Origin of the sequence: Vibrio sp. LQ2 (genome assembly GCF_023920125.1) — a bacterium.
In the GTDB taxonomy this organism is placed as follows: Bacteria; Pseudomonadota; Gammaproteobacteria; order Enterobacterales; family Vibrionaceae; genus Vibrio; species Vibrio fluvialis.
The window spans coordinates 2,913,381-2,930,812 of the sequence record NZ_CP085308.1 but is presented as its reverse complement, the minus strand read 5'-3'; the positions used below and the strand labels follow the sequence as shown (position 1 = coordinate 2,930,812).

Annotated in this window: 11 protein-coding genes; 5 read left to right on the top strand and 6 right to left on the bottom strand. The window is 52.6% G+C overall.

Annotation, left to right across the window (positions count from 1 at the left end; all coding sequences use genetic code 11):
• Positions 1-21 precede the first annotated feature (21 nt).
• A complete protein-coding gene (gene glgX / locus LGV68_RS13725) occupies positions 22-2,016 on the top strand; it encodes a glycogen debranching protein GlgX (protein ID WP_222753725.1) in 1,995 nt (664 codons plus the stop codon).
• A gap of 52 nt (positions 2,017-2,068) precedes the next feature.
• On the opposite strand, the gene LGV68_RS13720 is transcribed toward glgX, so the two are convergent.
• Entirely contained in the window at positions 2,069-3,037 is a 969-nt protein-coding gene (locus tag LGV68_RS13720; RefSeq protein WP_252535477.1) for an arginine deiminase-related protein, read from the bottom strand.
• Positions 3,038-3,211: 174 nt separating this feature from the next.
• On the opposite strand from LGV68_RS13720, the gene LGV68_RS13715 reads away from it, so the two are divergent.
• From LGV68_RS13715 to LGV68_RS13705, 3 genes are all read left to right on the top strand, one after another.
• Positions 3,212-3,472, top strand: a complete 261-nt coding sequence (locus LGV68_RS13715) for a hypothetical protein (RefSeq protein WP_252535475.1) — start codon at positions 3,212-3,214, stop codon at positions 3,470-3,472.
• A 90-nt stretch (positions 3,473-3,562) separates the two neighbouring features.
• On the top strand, positions 3,563-5,416 hold the full coding sequence (locus LGV68_RS13710; RefSeq protein WP_222734894.1) for an ABC transporter ATP-binding protein: 1,854 nt from the start codon (positions 3,563-3,565) through the stop codon (positions 5,414-5,416).
• Between the two features lie 96 nt (positions 5,417-5,512).
• Entirely contained in the window at positions 5,513-6,217 is a 705-nt protein-coding gene (locus LGV68_RS13705) for a hypothetical protein (RefSeq protein WP_024375322.1), read from the top strand.
• Positions 6,218-6,271: 54 nt separating this feature from the next.
• On the opposite strand, the gene LGV68_RS13700 is transcribed toward LGV68_RS13705, so the two are convergent.
• Positions 6,272-7,018, bottom strand: coding sequence for a phosphatase PAP2 family protein (locus LGV68_RS13700; RefSeq protein ID WP_143683073.1), 747 nt, complete (start codon positions 7,016-7,018; stop codon positions 6,272-6,274).
• A 181-nt stretch (positions 7,019-7,199) separates the two neighbouring features.
• The gene (locus LGV68_RS13695; protein WP_252535473.1) at positions 7,200-9,077 is read right to left on the bottom strand and encodes a PhoX family phosphatase; all 1,878 of its coding nucleotides are present in this window, start codon (positions 9,075-9,077) and stop codon (positions 7,200-7,202) included.
• 306 nt (positions 9,078-9,383) lie between these two features.
• On the opposite strand from LGV68_RS13695, the gene fdhF reads away from it, so the two are divergent.
• Positions 9,384-13,514, top strand: coding sequence for a formate dehydrogenase subunit alpha (gene fdhF / locus LGV68_RS13690; RefSeq protein WP_252535470.1), 4,131 nt, complete (start codon positions 9,384-9,386; stop codon positions 13,512-13,514).
• A 46-nt stretch (positions 13,515-13,560) separates the two neighbouring features.
• Here fdhF and LGV68_RS13685 read toward each other — a convergent pair whose 3' ends face one another.
• From LGV68_RS13685 to LGV68_RS13675, 3 genes are all read right to left on the bottom strand, one after another.
• The gene (locus tag LGV68_RS13685; RefSeq protein WP_032080437.1) at positions 13,561-14,397 is read right to left on the bottom strand and encodes an arginase family protein; all 837 of its coding nucleotides are present in this window, start codon (positions 14,395-14,397) and stop codon (positions 13,561-13,563) included.
• 6 nt (positions 14,398-14,403) lie between these two features.
• Positions 14,404-15,138: an IclR family transcriptional regulator gene (locus LGV68_RS13680; RefSeq protein ID WP_020329606.1), complete on the bottom strand. Its 735-nt coding sequence runs from the start codon at positions 15,136-15,138 to the stop codon at positions 14,404-14,406.
• A gap of 253 nt (positions 15,139-15,391) precedes the next feature.
• A complete protein-coding gene (locus tag LGV68_RS13675; protein WP_020329605.1) occupies positions 15,392-17,278 on the bottom strand; it encodes a methyl-accepting chemotaxis protein in 1,887 nt (628 codons plus the stop codon).
• Positions 17,279-17,432 lie beyond the last annotated feature (154 nt).

Here is a 17,432-nt window from a genome sequence, read left to right as displayed (position 1 = left end):
TAACAAAAACGACTGCTTACGATGAAAACGACCTGCTCTCGCCCGTACCCTTTAGGTGCAACTCTTGATCCAAATGGATGCAATTTTGCGGTTTATGCCCCGGCAAATAAGGATTTGCTGTTGGCGTTATTTCACGCTGACGGCAGCTATGAAACTCACCCGCTGGAAAGCGAATACGCCGGTATCCAGCACACTTATGTCGAAGGCATAAAAACAGGGCAAAAATACGGTTTCATCGTCCAGCACGGCGATGACTTGCTGTGCTTATCCGACCCGTATGCTAAGGCGTTGGACAAGAGCCTCACCTACGAAGTTCCGTTCAAGCCTGCCAGCAGTTTTGATTTGGCCAAATGCGTCGTCATCGATACCCAGTTTGACTGGCAGGATACCCCGAAGCCCGAACGACCACGCGAAGAAATGGTGCTGTTTGAAACGCACGTCAAAGGCGTGACCAAACAGAATCCGGAGGTAGAGAAAGGGCTGCAAGGCACCTATCTTGGCCTCATCAGCGAGCCGATGCTGACTTTTTACCGCGAGCAGAACATCAATACGCTGCAACTGTTGCCGATTGCCGCCTGCATGCATGAGCCACACCTGCTTGAAATGGGTAAAGTGAATTACTGGGGTTACAACCCTTATGTGTTCATGGCGCCGGATCCCCGCTATGCCCGGCACGATGCCGTGACTGAACTCAAAACCACCATTCGTGAACTGCATAAGCAGGGCATCGAAGTCATTCTTGATGTGGTGTATAACCACACAGCCGAAGGTGGTGAAGATGGGCCAATTTTCAACCTCAAGGCGCTGGATCCGCACTACTACCTGCAGCACGGTCCGCACTTTGCCAACTTTACCGGCTGTGGCAACACGCTTGACCTCTCCTATCAGCCCTCGCTTACGCTGGTGATGGACACATTACGCTACTGGGTCAGCGAATATCATATCGACGGCTTCCGTTTTGATTTGGCCGCGACACTGGGCCGTAATGGCGACGATTTCAGCCGCGATGCCGCCTTTTTCAAAGCGGTGGCACAAGATCCGATTCTGCGTCAGGTCAAACTGATTGCAGAGCCCTGGGACATCGGTCCGAACGGCTATCAAGTGGGGAATTTCCCCTTCGGCTGGAATGAAACCAACGACAAACTGCGCGACATCACCCGCAGCTTCTGGCGGGGCGATCAGGGATATCTGAAAGAATTTGCCACCCGGCTGATGGGTTCACGCGATCTCTACAGCGCGGCGAACTGGCCGTACAAACTGACGGTGAACTACATCACCTATCATGACGGGTTTACCTTGCAGGATCTGGTATCGTACAAGCTCAAGCACAACGAAGCGAACGGTGAGCAGAACCGCGACGGGCACGGTGATAACCGTTCAGACAACTACGGGGTTGAAGGTGAAACGGACAATATGGTGGTTCGCACCATCCGTGAACGGCAAAAGCGCAACTTCATGGCCAGCTTGTTGTTTGCGTTCGGCATCCCGCACATTCTCACCGCGGATGTGCTTTCACATACTCAGCAAGGTAACAACAATGCTTACTGTCAGGACAACGAAATCAGTTGGTTAGACTGGAGCCTGTCTGAGCGCAAAACTTATTTCAAAAACTGGTTATCGGAAATGGTGGCCGCGCGCCAAACCTATATGGTGCCGTTTATTCGCGCTTTCAGCGGTGAAGAACGCAACTTTAACCGCATTTTCTGGCGCCGAGTGGATGGCAGTCTGATGGAACACGATGACTGGAACCGTCTGTGCTCAGTCGCGCTACACATCGGCATCGGTGAAGATGGTCAGGAGTTACTCTATCTGATCAACCAAACCAATGCGCCAGCGCGTTTTAAACTGCCGAATGATCGGGGGCAGGAGTGGCGCATCATTTGCGATACCAATATGCGTAACGTGCAACCAGGGCATGCGGAAGGCGAAGTGCTGCAGTTGCCGGTTTCGATGACCATCATGCATTATCAGCCCAAGAAGAAAGGCCGGACACGCAATCTGAAAGGGACAGCGTAAGCATAAAAAAACACCGCATCCGCGGTGTTTTTTATTGTCAGGACAAGTGATGCTATTTGAGCGCAGGCAGAAACACTTCGCCCAACATACAGCGCACACTACCGCCCCCGATATCTTCGATGGTTTTCACATTGAATGGCAGCAGTTTGCCATGACCGGACAGCTGCAAACGCTGGCTGGGCGTAAACTTGTCATACGCTGACTGAGACATCGCAATCAGCTTGTCGCCTGACGCATTTTCCAATTGAAGAATGTTGCCACAAAAGCGGTTCATCTGCTCAAGCGTAATCGAGATCACTTGCTTGTCTTTCGCCAGCGATTTCACCACAAAGCGACGTTCAAACTCAGGGATCACTTCGTCGCAGATCACACAAAAGCTCTCCCCCACCGCCATCATCACGTTAGTGTGATAAATCGGCTGGCCGGAAGGCAGAACGGTTTGAAACGACACAACGCGTGAATAACCGATGCGCTGTGCATAATCTTCCAGCACTTCGCGGTCACAACGTTGTGACAACGCGGCATAAATCGTTTCATTGACATGATCCATGACCATCACGCCGGTGCTTTCCAGAAACGCACGCTGCTCCTGATATTCGACCAGACTGTCACGCAGGCGCACCTGGCGACCCGCTTGTTGCAGCACCGCTATTAACGCTTGTGGCCTAACTTCCTGCTGGCGGTTTGCGCACGCCATCGGAAAAGTAAAGAATCCACCATCCGCCGTGGTACTGAACCAGTTGTTGGGAAACACCGCATCCGGAGTCTCGACATCCGACAGTGGATAATCAAACTCCACGACCTGAACCCCTTCGCGACGCAGGTTCGCCACCATGTCGGTGTATTCTTGCATCGCCTGAGCCCGAACCTGTTCATCGCTGAGTGCGATTTGATGCTGAAACTCATTATCTTTGGCGGTTTCGGCGTTGTATTTAAACTCTTTCGGCGGCACCATCACCACACAATTTGCACTGTGAGAGCGGAGCCATTCGGCTTCAATTCGCTGTTGTTCCATTAACATTTGACGATTCGTTTCCTTAACTCGAATAGGCAAATTGTAAGCATATTGTTAAACAAAAAATCACTGATTTTGAGAATAGTTGCGCCGCAGAATTTTTGTTTTCACTGACATTTATAAAATTGGCAGAAATATTTACTGACCACATTCGCAACAAGGCCAGAATATGCGCACTTTATGCCGCATTTTCTGGGAATATGCACCAGCACCATCGATGCACAGCAAAGCGGGCAGTGGATATTCCTGTTCTGCCGCCTGCCGCCACTCCCGATGCGCATCTTTTCATCAATTCAGGTTATACTGGCCGAACTTGGCCAAACAATCTGTTGCATATTTGTTTGGCTATTTGCCCGCTCGCTGCAACTCACACATAACAATCCAGACGTCGTAGTGAAACCAGAGATGGGCGACGTGCTCTTCACCATCCCTCAACCTTGAGACTGGAGAGTACACAATCCCCGACTCTGGCGACTGCACATCACTGGGCGATAACTCGTACAAAGAACGGGACACAGATAAGGACTCTTCATGTATAAAAAGTTTGAAAGCTTTACTCAGGCTTTCCCTCAGGACGAGCCACAGCGTCCGCCAAATACGCTGTGGGCATTCTGTCGTCATTACACAAAAGGTTACGAAAAGCCGCTGATGGTGATGGCGCTGCTCAGCACCACCATCGCGATCATCGAAGTCTCTCTGTTTGGCTTTATGGGACAGCTGGTCGACTGGCTGTCAACCAGCAATCCGGAGACGTTTCTGGAGGAGAACCGCCACACACTCATTAGCTTGTCGCTGCTGCTGTTGGTCGGGATGCCGATTCTGGTCTCGATTTACTCGCTGCTTATCCACCAAACCATGCTCGGCAACTACCCGATGTCGATCCGCTGGCTGGCGCATCGCTATTTGCTCAAGCAGAGTTTATCGTTTTATCAGGATGAGTTTGCCGGCCGTATTGCCACCAAAGTGATGCAAACCGCGCTGTCGGTACGCGAAACCGTCATGAAAACCCTCGATGTGTTTGTCTACGTCGCGGTGTATTTCACTGCCATGGTGGTCATGTTGGCACAAGCCGACTGGCGACTGATGATACCGATGCTGCTTTGGCTGGCGGCCTACATCATGATTCAGGTTCGCTTCGTGCCCAAGCTGAAAAAGGTCTCGGCCGAGCAGGCCGATGCCCGCTCACTGATGACCGGACGCATCGTAGACAGCTACACCAACATCGCCACGGTTAAACTGTTCTCTCACAGCCGCCGTGAGACCGAATACGCGGAAGAGGGCATGGAAGGTTTTCTCGATACGGTCTACCGCCAAATGCGCCTGGTGACCGGGTTTAATATCTGGGTGGAAATCTCTAACTACATTTTGGTGTTCACCATTGCAGCGATGTCGATTTATCTGTGGATGACCAGCGCGATCACCGTTGGCGCGATTGCGATTGCCATCAGTCTGGCGCTGCGCATCAACGGGATGTCGAAGTGGATCATGTGGGAAGTGGGTGGCCTGTTTGAAAACATGGGCACGGTGGTCGATGGTATGCACATGCTGTCTAAACCGATCGCCATTCAGGACAAGCCGAACGCCAAAGCACTGCAAGTGTCACAAGGTGGCATCGAGTTCGACGATGTCAGTTTCCATTACGGTGAAAACAAAGGCGTGATTGATCATCTCAACCTAACCATCAAACCAGGTGAGAAAGTTGGTGTGGTTGGCCGCTCGGGCGCCGGTAAATCGACGCTGGTTAACCTGCTGCTGCGCTTTCACGATGTAGAAAGCGGGAGCATCCGTATCGATGGGCAGGATATCTCCGCAGTGACTCAGGACTCGCTGCGCAGTGAAATTGGTATGGTGACGCAGGATACCTCACTGCTGCATCGTTCGATTCGCGACAATATTCTCTACAGTAATCCAACCGCATCAGAAGACGATTTGCTGCGCGCAACCCAACAGGCACACGCCCATGAGTTTATCGAAAATCTTACTGATCCGTTCGGTAATGTGGGTTATGACGCTCAGGTGGGTGAACGCGGCGTGAAACTCTCCGGCGGCCAGCGTCAGCGCATCGCGATTTCGCGCGTACTGCTGAAGGACGCACCTCTGCTGGTGCTGGATGAAGCCACATCCGCGCTCGACTCAGAAGTCGAAGCGGCGATTCAGGAAAGCCTGAATGAGTTGATGCAGGGCAAGACGGTGATTGCGATTGCGCACCGTTTGTCGACTATCGCGGCCATGGATCGCCTCATTGTGCTGGATAAAGGCCAAATCGTCGAACAAGGCACCCACCAGCAACTGATCGATCACAACGGTATCTACGCGCACCTGTGGGCACACCAGACCGGTGGTTTCATCGGCTGTGACGATGATAATGAGGCAAATGTTGCCTGATCCTCAAGCCGGAGCGTTGCTCCGGCCCTTTTCCCTTGGCGTAATTTCTCTTAAAATTCCGCTCATTGTCATTAATCAACATCATCTATTTTTGCTATGAACAAGAGTCTTATCACCAACTTAGCGGCCCTGGCGTTGCTGGGTGCCGGCTATACGCTGGACAACACCTTTGCCTATTACGCAGGCCTGTTTGCCTTCTCTGGCGCCATCACCAACTGGCTGGCCATTCACATGTTGTTTGAAAAAGTGCCGGGACTGTACGGCTCAGGCGTTATTCCGGCGCGCTTTGAAGCCTTCAAAGCGGCCATCAAAACCCTGATGATGGAACAGTTTTTCACCGAGGCGAACATCGACCGATTCCTCAATCAGGAAATGGCCGGCGATAAAACCCTCAACCTCGAACCTGTGATTGCCAAAGTGGACTTCAATCCGACTTTTGACTCATTAGTTGAAGTGATCAGCAACTCTTCATTTGGCGGCATGCTGGCGATGTTTGGCGGCAGCGAAGCACTGCAACCACTCAAACAGCCATTTGTGGAAAAAATGCAGGAAGCGATGGTTGAAATGAGCCAGAGCGAAAACGTCAAATCGGCCCTGAAAGAGCAGTTGGAATCTCCGGCCATGATGAGCGAAATTCAGGGCAACATCGAGAACATCATCGACCAGCGTCTGAGTGAACTGACGCCGAAACTGGTCAAAGAGATGGTGCAGAAGATGATCAAAGAGCATCTGGGCTGGCTGGTGGTTTGGGGCGGCGTCTTTGGTGGCCTGATCGGTGTGATTTCCGCATTCATTGCCTGATAACTTTGAGACATAAAAAAATGGGCCGCAAAGGCCCATTTTTTTATCGTCATTCTAGCGGGATTGAACCCTGCTAAGCAGCTTAGTGCCAAAAGCATAACGTCTCGGCACCAGAATATAAAGCAGCCCGACCAGCAACGCCGCTCCGAGCAAGTCCGCCGGACGATGCATGCCCAGCCACAGACGAGAAAATCCGATACTGCAGCTCCACAGCAGCAGCACAGCCGCGCTGATACGGCGCTGTTGCTCAAGCAAAATACCGCCGAAAAACACTAAGCACAGAGTGGCAAATACGGTATGGCCCGATGGAAATGAGTAGTCCATTTCCTTCTTCCAGTTTGCCAGGCGGGTTGGCGACACTCTGGCCGCTATCTCATTCATTACAGCCAGTTTTTGTTCAGTGTCCAGCTTATAAAAATGCTCCGCCGAGGGCAGCACCAGCGCCTGAGTCATGGCTTCGGTGTACGGACGTGGGCTTTCAGTCAGCGCTTTGATGCCTGTTTTCAGCCCCATCGCCAACACCAGTAAAACACCAAGTTGAATGGCTTTGTTCAGCCACTCCGTTTTGCTGGCACGCACGCCCCAGCCCGTCCAGAGCAGCAGTAAGATTAACGTGAAGACAACGCCCTCTTTACCGGCACTATTGGTCAACAGAGACAACGCCTGAGCGAGCTTCTCATTGGTCGGTTGAAGGAAATCCAGCCTCATGCACGCCGCCGAAATGGGCGCCAGAATCAACACAAATAACACCAGCAACGTTAAGCCGGATTTCTGATCATGGAGTCGTTGTTTTAAAAGCATTGGCATTCACCTCGTCGCAGAGCGGCTCAGTGTAATCCAATCAAAGGAAAAATCTATCAAACATCTGTCAATTTGGTTTCAAATCCGTTTGAAAATCGGTGGTTTATACCTAAAAAAACATCCCGGAAAGTGGCTTGAAACTTTCCGGGATGAACAGGTTAAGACTGAGAGTTAAGGCAGATTATGCGCCGATCACGCCGCCATCTTCGCGAGTGATCATCATGACCGTAGAGCGTGGCTTAGTACTGCCACCCGCCGGGAAGTGCGAAGGCGCACCTTCTTCGCCCGGGTGCTGCACACCCACAAACATGGTTTTGTGATCCGGTGAGAACGCCAGACCAGTGATTTCACACGCCACAGGACCTGTCAGGAAGCGCTGCACTTCACCCGTAATCGGGTCGCCGCACAGCATCTGGTTGTTACCCTGCCCCGCGAAATCGCCTTTGTTTGAGTAGTTACCGTCGGTCAGAATCCACAGACGACCGTCATTGTCGAAACCAAGACCATCCGGGCTGTTGAACATATTGTTGGCATTGATGTTGTCGCTGCCCGCGTAAAGGTCGCCGTGATGCACCGTTGGGTTACCCGCAATCAGGTACAGATCCCAGGCAAACATCTCAGCCGTGTGATCACCATGCACTGGCATCCAGCGCAGAATTTGGCCGTAGTTGTTCTTCGCACGTGGGTTCGGACCACCCACTGGCTGGCCTTCTTTCACGCCGCGGTTCTTGTTGTTAGTCAGCGTACAGAACACGTGTTTGTTGTCTGGGTGGATAGCAACCCATTCCGGACGGTCCATGGTTGTCGCTCCCACGTGAGTGGCTGCGCGACGCGCAAAAATCAGGACTTCAGCCTGGTTTTTGAAGCCATTTTCCGGCGTCAGGCCGTTCTTGCCGAACGTCAGTTCAATCCAGCGTCCCTGACCTTTCAGCTCTTTGTCCTGCAGGTCGAATTTCGCCACATACAGCGTGCCCTCTTCCAGCAGCTTACGGTTAGCGGCATCGTTGCCTTTCTGGTAACGGTTTTTCGATACGAAGCGGTACAGGTGTTCTCCACGCTCGTCGTCACCCAGATACACAACCGCATAGCCGTCGCTGTTGAGCGTAAACGCTGCGTTTTCATGTTTGAAACGGCCCAGTGCAGTACGTTTCATTGGCGTTGAATCCGGATTGTGCGGGTCGATTTCCACGATCCAGCCAAAACGGTTTGGCTCATTCGGGTTCTTCGTCACATCAAAACGCTCATCGTGCTGATGCCATTTGTAATCACTTGGTTTCGCTTCGATACCGTAACGCTTCTGGTCCGCCGTAACAGAACCCTCTTCGTTCGCACCGAAGAAATCATCAAAGTTCTCTTCACAGGTCAGATACGTGCCCCACGGCGTCTGACCGTTTGAACAGTTGTTGAATGTGCCCAGCGCCAGTGTGCCTTTTGGATCGGCCTTCGTTTTCAGCCATTCGCTGCCTGCGGCAGGACCGGTGATTTCCATTGGCGTATTGGCAGTAATACGGCGGTTACGCTGACCTTCACGATCAATCATCCACTTGCCGTTCTTGCGCACAATTTCAACCACAGTCACACCGACCGCCGCCTGCGCTTTACGCACGTCGTCAGCCGTCATCGCATCACCTTTGTGGTCGAACAGGTATTCGTAGTTGGTGTATTCGTTGTTGATCGCCATTACCGCGCGATCGTCACTGATAGGGAAGAAGCTCATGCCGTCGGTGTTATCACCAAACTGACGCTCCTGCGCACGTGAATCTTGTTTACCGCTTTGGTCAAATGCAGGTGCATCAGCGAAAATCGGGTCGCCCCAAGACATCAGTGGTGTGGCTTTATAGCCTTTTGGTACTACAACCATGTCCGCCGTTGACGCAGGAACCGGCTCAAAGTTCAGCAGAGAAGATTGCGGTTTCGCTGCGACCGCTTTCGCGACCGGGTTTAAAGTAAGAAATGCGCCAGCACTGACTGCGGCACTACCCGCCAGGAAGCGGCGACGCGATAAACGCGCTTCAATCATTTCGCTAAACTGTGAATCTTTCTCATCACGGTTCCACATGAGCTTGCTCCTTTACTTTCGTAATTTTTATTGTGTGTTGCATCAATGCCAATTGATGATGGCTCAGGAGCTTAGCGCCATTAAATGACTGATAAGTGAAGATTGTGTTGCTGAATGATGACAATTGTTTCAGTGATTTGGGAGATCAGTCGCTGGAATGCTGGCCAGCATTATTTATACTTCCTTAATAACCACAATTTTTATGCAGACTTTGCGAAGGTAAAGCACGCAGCGGTATTCTTCACACTTGCCATTCGCATAACAAAGCCAGTCGAGTTGCACCTAACCCGTGCCAGAGAGGTATCTATGCAAGTGGTCGTCAATGGCGTTGCCTATCCGTATCAGAGCGGGCAAAGCCTGTTTGAATTTCTTCAGTCGATCCGCATCGACGTTCCACATTTATGTGCCACCAGCCACCAAGCTGACAAGCAACATTGCGATTTGTGTGTGGTCGAGGTTGAACAGCTCGGTATCGTGCGAGCCTGTGAGCGCATGCTACAGCCACAAATGGTGATTCATACCCACAGCGACACACTGTATCAGGCGCGCCAATCCGCGCTGAAGCGACTGCTCTCCGACCACAATGCCGATTGTGAGGCTCCGTGCCAAATTGCCTGCCCGGCGCACGTTGATATTCAAAGCTACCTCCATCACATCGCGCAGGGCGATCACCACAAAGCAGTGGAAGTGATCAAACGCCACCTGCCGCTGCCCGCATCGATTGGCCGTGTTTGTCCGGCTTTTTGCGAAACCGAATGTCGCCGTACTCTGGTGGATGAACCCGTGGCGATTCGTCAGCTCAAACGTCACGCCGCAGACGTCGACAGAGCAGCCCAGCCATTTCGCCCCATCGTTCCTCTCGGCAATGGCAAACACATTGCGATAATAGGCGCAGGGCCCGGCGGGTTAGCGTGTGGTTACTATCTGCGTCTGGCGGGTTTTTCCGTGACGATATTTGAAGCCATGCCTAAACCCGGCGGCTGGCTGCAATATGGCATTCCGGAATATCGCCTGCCCAAACAGATACTGGATCAGGAAATCGACCTGCTATGTCAGACTGGCATTCAGATCCTGTGTAATCAGAAAGTGGGCCAGGATTTCACTCTTAAACAGCTTCAGCAAGAGTATGACGCGGTATGTGTCGCCATCGGTGCTGGTTTGGCAGTTAGCGCTCACTATCCCGGCAGTGACCTGTCGGGGTGCTATCTCGGGGTGGACTACCTCAAAGATGCGGCAACCGAACGCACACTCACTACTGGCAAGCAGGTCGCGGTGATCGGCGGCGGAAATACCGCGATAGATTGTGCCCGCACGGCGCTGCGCCTTGGGGCAAACGTCACGCTCATCTACCGCCGCACCGTCGATGAAATGCCAGCCGAAGAGTACGAAATTGAGGCCGCCGCACACGAAGGTGTGCAGTTCTGTTTTCTCACCCGCCCGGTCGAGAACCTTGCCGATGCACAAGGCCGTGTACGTGCGGTTCGATTGGAAACCATGACGCAAGGCGAGCCGGATGAGTCGGGACGTCGCCAGCCCTTACCAACCGGAGAGTTTCGTGAACAGTCGTTTGATACTGTGATTTCAGCCTTATCGCAAACTCCCGATCTCAGCCTGTTTGGCGCGGAGCTTGATGCCGTGCCCTTGTCCCGCAAACACACCGCCGAGGTCGATGAGTACACGCTGCATCACTTTGACAATATTTACGCCATCGGCGACTTTCGCCGCGGCCCGGCGACCGCGATTGAAGCCATCGCCGACGGCAAACGCGCCGCCGATGCCATCACAGAGCGCTTGCTGCTCGGTCCGCGTCCTCCAACCGCCACACGTTTTACCAGCCGCAAAGCGGACACGCTCAGCCTCGTCAAACGCAGTGAATATCGTCTGGAAGCCAAGCGGCGGCGCATCAGCTTTCCCCATCTGCCCAGCTTGTATCGACGCAAAAACTTCTCGGAAGTGGAAATCGATCCCGGCGAACTGGCTGCCCGTCTGGAAGCTGACCGCTGTTTGGAGTGTGGTTGTCAGGTGAATACCGATTGCCGCTTACGCGACTACGCCACCGAACATCAACTCAGCGCATCTGCTCTGGATTGCGACGATAAGCAGCGCTTTGCTGTCGATAAGAGCAGCGAATTCATCGTGTTTGATGCCAACCGCTGCATCAGTTGCGGTGCCTGTGTGCAGACATGTCAGGAAGAAACCGTACACGGGGCACTGCATTTTTCCGCCTCACAAAGCCGGCCGATGTTTCATGATGGCAAGCTGATGGGAGACTCCAACTGCGTGCAGTGCGGGGCGTGTGTGCAGGTGTGTCCGACGGGTGCTCTGGTCGATAAACGCGACAAATCCCATGCTCGGGTCGAAATGCTCAAGCCGATCAAAACCGTTTGTACCTACTGCGGGGTTGGCTGCAAGGTGGTGATGTATGTCGACGAGAAAGCCAACCGCGTGCGTTACGTCGAGGGCGATAAAGACTCGCCCGTCAATCAAGGCATGTTGTGCGTCAAAGGCCGCTTTGGTTTCGATTTCATTCACAGTCCACAGCGCCTTACTCAGCCGTTAATCCGGCGCAATGGCGAATTGCAACCCGCCCGTTGGGGCGAAGCGATAGCCCTGATCGCCGAACGTTTTCAACATATTAAACAAGTACATGGCAGTGATGCGCTGGGCGGCTTCTCCTCGGCTAAGACGACCAATCAGGATAACTACCTGTTTCAGAAACTGATGCGCCGCGAGTTGGGGACCAACAACGTCGATCATTGTGCGCGGTTGTGTCATGCCTCCACGGTCACAGGATTGGAGGCGTCCCTTGGCAGCGGCGCCATGACCAACGACATCGCCAGCATTGCCCACTCCGATGTCATTTTTATCATCGGCTCCGATACCACAGCCGCCCACCCGATCATCGCGTCGCATCTCAAGCAGGCCATTCAGCACGGCGCTCGGCTGATTGTCGCCGACCCGAAACGCATCGAGATGGCCGATCACGCGACGCTGTATGTGGCACAGCGCCCCGGTACCGATGTGATGCTGCTCAATGGCATCATGCAGCAGATCATCATTCACGCCTGGTATGACGAAACTTATCTCCGACAACGGGTCGATGGTTTTGATGAGCTGATTATGGAGGTGATGTCCGACCGCTACCTGCCCGAGAAAGTTGAGCTGGTCACAGGCGTGAAAGCGGCCGATGTGGTCAAAATCGCCGAGATGATTGGTACCGCGCGCGTCACCGCCGTCTATTACGCAATGGGCATCACTCAACACACCACCGGACACGACAATGTGCGTTCGATTGCCAACCTGCAAATGCTGTGTGGCAACATCGGCGCGGAAGGTGGGGGCATCAACCCGCTGCGTGGTCAGTCGAATGTGCAAGGGGCCTGTGACATGGGCGCCCTGCCCGGCGACTACCCCGGCTATCAAAAAGTCACTAACCCGCTGGTGCAGGCCAAATTTGCGCAAGCTTGGCAGTGCGATCATCTGCCCACCACGCCCGGGTTAACCCTGACCGAGATGATTGATGCCGCGGCCACCCAGCAACTGCGCGGTTTGTATGTGATGGGCGAAAACCCGGTGCTGAGCGATCCTCATCAGGCGCACGTCATCGACGCACTCAACGCGCTCGATTTTCTCGTGGTGCAGGACATTTTTCTGTCGGAAACCGCAGCGCTGGCGGACGTGGTGCTGCCGTCCTGCTCATTTGCAGAGAAGCAGGGCCACTTCACGAATACCGAACGCCGCGTGCAGGCGCTGTCACCCGCGATTAAGCCACCGGGAGAGGCGCGCGAAGACTGGAGAATCATCACAGATATTGCGAATGCGCTCGGCGGCAACTGGCATTATCAACATGTTGAGCAGATCCAACAGGAGATCTGCTCAGTCACGCCGCAATATGCCGGTATGGATTGGCAGCGTATCAGCGAAGGTAGCCTGCAATGGCCGTGCAATGAGCAAGCGCCGAATGGCACGCGTATTTTGCATCAAACCAGCTTTAAACGCGGTCGCGGCGAGATGGTGGCTGTCCCGTTTGAATACGCCGCAGAGTTGCCGGATGACGATTATCCGCTCATTTTGACCACCGGCCGTCTGCTGGAGCAGTTCCACACGGGCACCATGACGCGCAAGACCCAAGGTCTGGATCAGCGCGCGGGACCGCGCATCATGATCAGTGTGCAAGATGCAGAGCGTCTCGGGATCCACAATAGCGAGCGGGTTCGCCTCTGCTCACGACGCGGTGAAATCGAAGCGCCTGCGTTTGTCACCAAGCGCATGCAAGCGGGTGTGGTGTTCGTGCCATTCCATTTTGCGGAATCCCCCGCCAACCGCCTGACGTCAGAGGCGCGCGATCCGACCGCTAAAATTCCGGAGTTTAAAGTGTCCGCAGTGCGGCTGGAGAAAATAGCCCCGCTCACCACATTGATACCGTTCAGGTCTTAGAAAAGCAAAAGCCACCCAATCGGGTGGCTTTTACTGCACTCAATCTTTAGTAAGTTTGAGTCACTTCGGCAGACAGGCTACACAACTCGTCGACAATCTCCTTTGTCTGTTTGGAATAGATCAGTTTGTCTTTGGCACCGACGAGCTGAATCATTTTCACTTTTCCGGACATCACCGCTTGGCGGATGGCGCGCAGCACCAGCTGATTGTCGAGAATTTTATGTTCGTCCAGGCCATTGCCTTGGACTAAAGAGGCTAGATCCACAGAGAGCACCAGTTGATCGCAGTGTTCAATGTAGTGGCTCAATTGGCTTTTAAGCTGACTACGATTACGGAAACTGCACTCTTCCTCGGTTAACCAATCACACCCTAAATCTTCCGCGTATTCCCAAATTTGGCTCGGCACTCGCTCTGCATCGATCCCTAAGCAGAACAAACGCGCATTGGAAAAACGCGACAAGGCGAAATGGTAAACGGAGCCCACTTGTGGATCTAAGGTCTGTTTCAGTTCGAAATCATGACCGATATGAATAATGCCAATTTCCTCATTATCCAACGCCAGTACAGGCAGTGCGTTGAGCAGCAGCTCATGGCAGTTAGCCAGCACAACCGGCACAGAACTCAGAGCCAGATGACGGCTCAGAATATCCTGATAACGAACATCCGACGCATCCGTTAACACCAGATGTCCGGCATCGGCGTAGTTCGGATTGGACTGTTGTTGATACAGCCAGTCGGAAGCGAATTCTAAACTTTGTTGAGCAAATTCAAACTCTACGCGTGACATCGGTTTTACACGTTCACACACGGTCATGAACGTAAAAGCAGAGATGTGTGGAACCGCAGTACGGTTCAGACGGTAGCGTTTGAATAAACTTAACATGATGAATTACCTTTCTGGTGGCAACGCTCGCGCGGCCTGCAACACATGTAAAATGATCCGTTGTTTGTGAGTTTCGACACGATGGGCAGGAGCCATCACCGAAATTGCACCGATCAACTTACTCCCTTTCATCACCGGAGCACTGATCCCCGACACTCCGGGGTCAATTTCAGACGTACTCACGGCATATCCGTGTCGGCGTATTTTTTCCAGCTCGGTTTGCCATTTTTCCATTCGGTGATCTTCACCGAAATAACGCAGAATCTTTTCACAACGCTGCGCAGGCATATACGCCAACATTACTTTGGATGAGGCGCCACGAAGCAGGGGTTGACTTTGACCCTGGACGAAGCTGCATCGAAGCGCCTGCATACTTTCTTTCTGGCTGACACACAGTGCGCGGTAACCGACTGGCACCATGTACGCCGCCATTTCACCAGTCTGCTTTTGCAATCGGCTTAACACCGCATCGACCGCATCAAGGTTGTGCTGGCTGGTTTCGTAACTGCGCATCAGAAGAAGGGCCGCAGAACCGATGATCAAGGTTTTGTCATGCGGGCTCTCTTCAATCAGGTTCCACTCTTTCAGCAGCTTGAGATGTCGGTACAAACTGCTCAGTGGCACCTGCAATTGTTCACTTAATGTTTTGGCCGAAACCGGCTCGTCATTCACCGCGACCTGCATCAGCAGTTGCAGTGATTTCTCGTTAACTTGATTCGCAGATTGTTTTATTTCGCTCATGACTGCTTTTTTAGCCTTTATCGTGTTTCAGCTCAAACTTGAATTCTTATATATCGAGAATTTAATTCGAATTAAAGGATTGCATTCTCACCAAGTGAGAAAACAACTTAAATTGGCTAAATTGAACGAAATTTTTTGGCGAAAAAAGCGTTGAAGAGTTATGCAGAAAGCGGTGGTTTTATCGGCATAACATGCAGAAAATCCCAACAAAAAAGCGACGCCGAAGCATCGCTTTTTTCAGACTCACACCCAGTTAGGCGAGTTTGAACGTGGCTACTTTGGCACTCAGCTCAGACGCCTGTTGTTTCAGCTCATTAGACTGATTCAAACTGTCGTCCGCGCCTTCGACCAACTGCTCAGTCACATCTTTGATAGCAGTGATGTTTTGCGTGATTTCGCTGGTCACATGGGTCTGCTCCTCCGCCGCAGTCGCAATTTGAGTCGCCATATCGCTGATCAGCGCCACCGCCGCGTTAATTTCTTCCAGCGCATGCGTCGCTTTATCGGCATCTTCCACCGAGTTTGCCGCCAATGTGGAGCTGCTCGACATCAATGCCACTGCTCGTTTGGTGGTTTCCTGCAGCGTATCAATGGTCGCTTTGATCTCTTCCGTCGAGGTATGCGTGCGCTGTGACAACACACGGACTTCATCGGCCACCACCGCAAAACCTCGGCCTTGCTCACCGGCACGCGCAGCTTCAATCGCCGCATTGAGCGCCAGCAGGTTAGTCTGTTCCGCAATCCCCTGAATCGTCGCCAGCACCGTAGAGATATCCTGTGCGTGTTGGTTCAGAACAGAAATGACATCGCTGGCCTGGCTCACTTCATTCGCCAGATTGTTGATTGACGCTTTGGTATTGAGAACCAATGTGCGGCCATTATTCGTGCTTGTTGAGGAGTCCTGAGCGGCATGAGCCGTTTGCTCTGCATGTGAAGCGATTTCCTGTGTCGCGGATGCCATTTCAGTTACCGCCGTGGCCACCATGGTAATCTCTTGCTGCTGCATGCCAAGTTCGGAAGCCGACAAGTTCGCACGTTGCGCGCCATGTTCCGCCTGATTACTTAACTGCTCTGACTGATGTCGAATGTGGCCAATCAACTGCTGCAAACTGGCGACAAACGTGTTGAAACTATCGGCCAGTTTGCCGACTTCGTCGTTGTTTTCCACCACAATACGCTGCGTTAAATCGCCGCTACCGTTGGCGATCTGCTCCAGTGCATAAGAGACGTTTTTCAGCGGACGGAACAACACATTACACAGCAGGTTGAACAGAATGGTACACAGCACCACCACCAGGGCGGTGACCAGCAGTTGGCCCCACAGCGCATCAAACAGCGGTGAAATCAGTGACTGGTAGTTGATGACAATCACGGTACTCAGTGCGGTACCTTCAATCGCTCGGGCAAACAGCACATATTTGTCACCATCAATCTCGATACGACTGTCACTGCCTGAGCGCTGAGCATTCTTAATATCTGAGAAATTAATGCCCAGCTCAGAGACACTTTTATTGAGCAATTTGGTGTTGGAATGGGTAAAGATATTCCCTTTGTCGTTGACGATAAACATGTAACCGGAGCCCGGCAGCACCACCTGTTTCATGTTATTGAGAATGTCGGTAATTTCCACATCGGCCCCCAGCACCAACTGCTGGCCGTACAAGTCCACGGCTTTACCGAGCGAAACCACATTAGCCCCGGTGGCCGCGGCAACGGTTGGGTTATCCATAAACACTTTGGCCGGATTGGCTTTGGCGTTGATGTACCAGCCCCACTTACGTGGATCGTTGTTGTCCGGTGGCAACACCGCGCCGTTGGCGTTTTGCTGCGAGCCATCCGGGTATGCAAGGAACACGTTGTCGAATGCCGCTGCGTGCTTCACCTGTTTCAGGTGCGTGACGATTGCGTCCTGCTTGGCTTCCGAGGTCAGAGAAGTCAGCGCGCGCTGTTTAGACACGAGCCAATCCGATACATATTGATTGTAAGAGGCGGTCACGCTTTGCAGGCGTTGTTCAACCTCGATATCCAGACGTCCCAGAGACGCATTGAATGATAGCGCTTCAACCAGCACTCCCCCGATCACAATGGCAGCGCTGGCAGAAATGGCCAGCTTATTTTTTAACGATAGATTTTTGAACATACCCTGTCCTGATTGTCTTTATAATTTTGCTTCACGATGAAGCCGCCCTCAGGGCGTCTGCATTATAATTTCTAGCCTCAAAATAAATGCGAACTGCCCGACGAAAATCACTTTTACCAGCTGGTACATGTCACAAGTGTAGTGCTAATTCCAT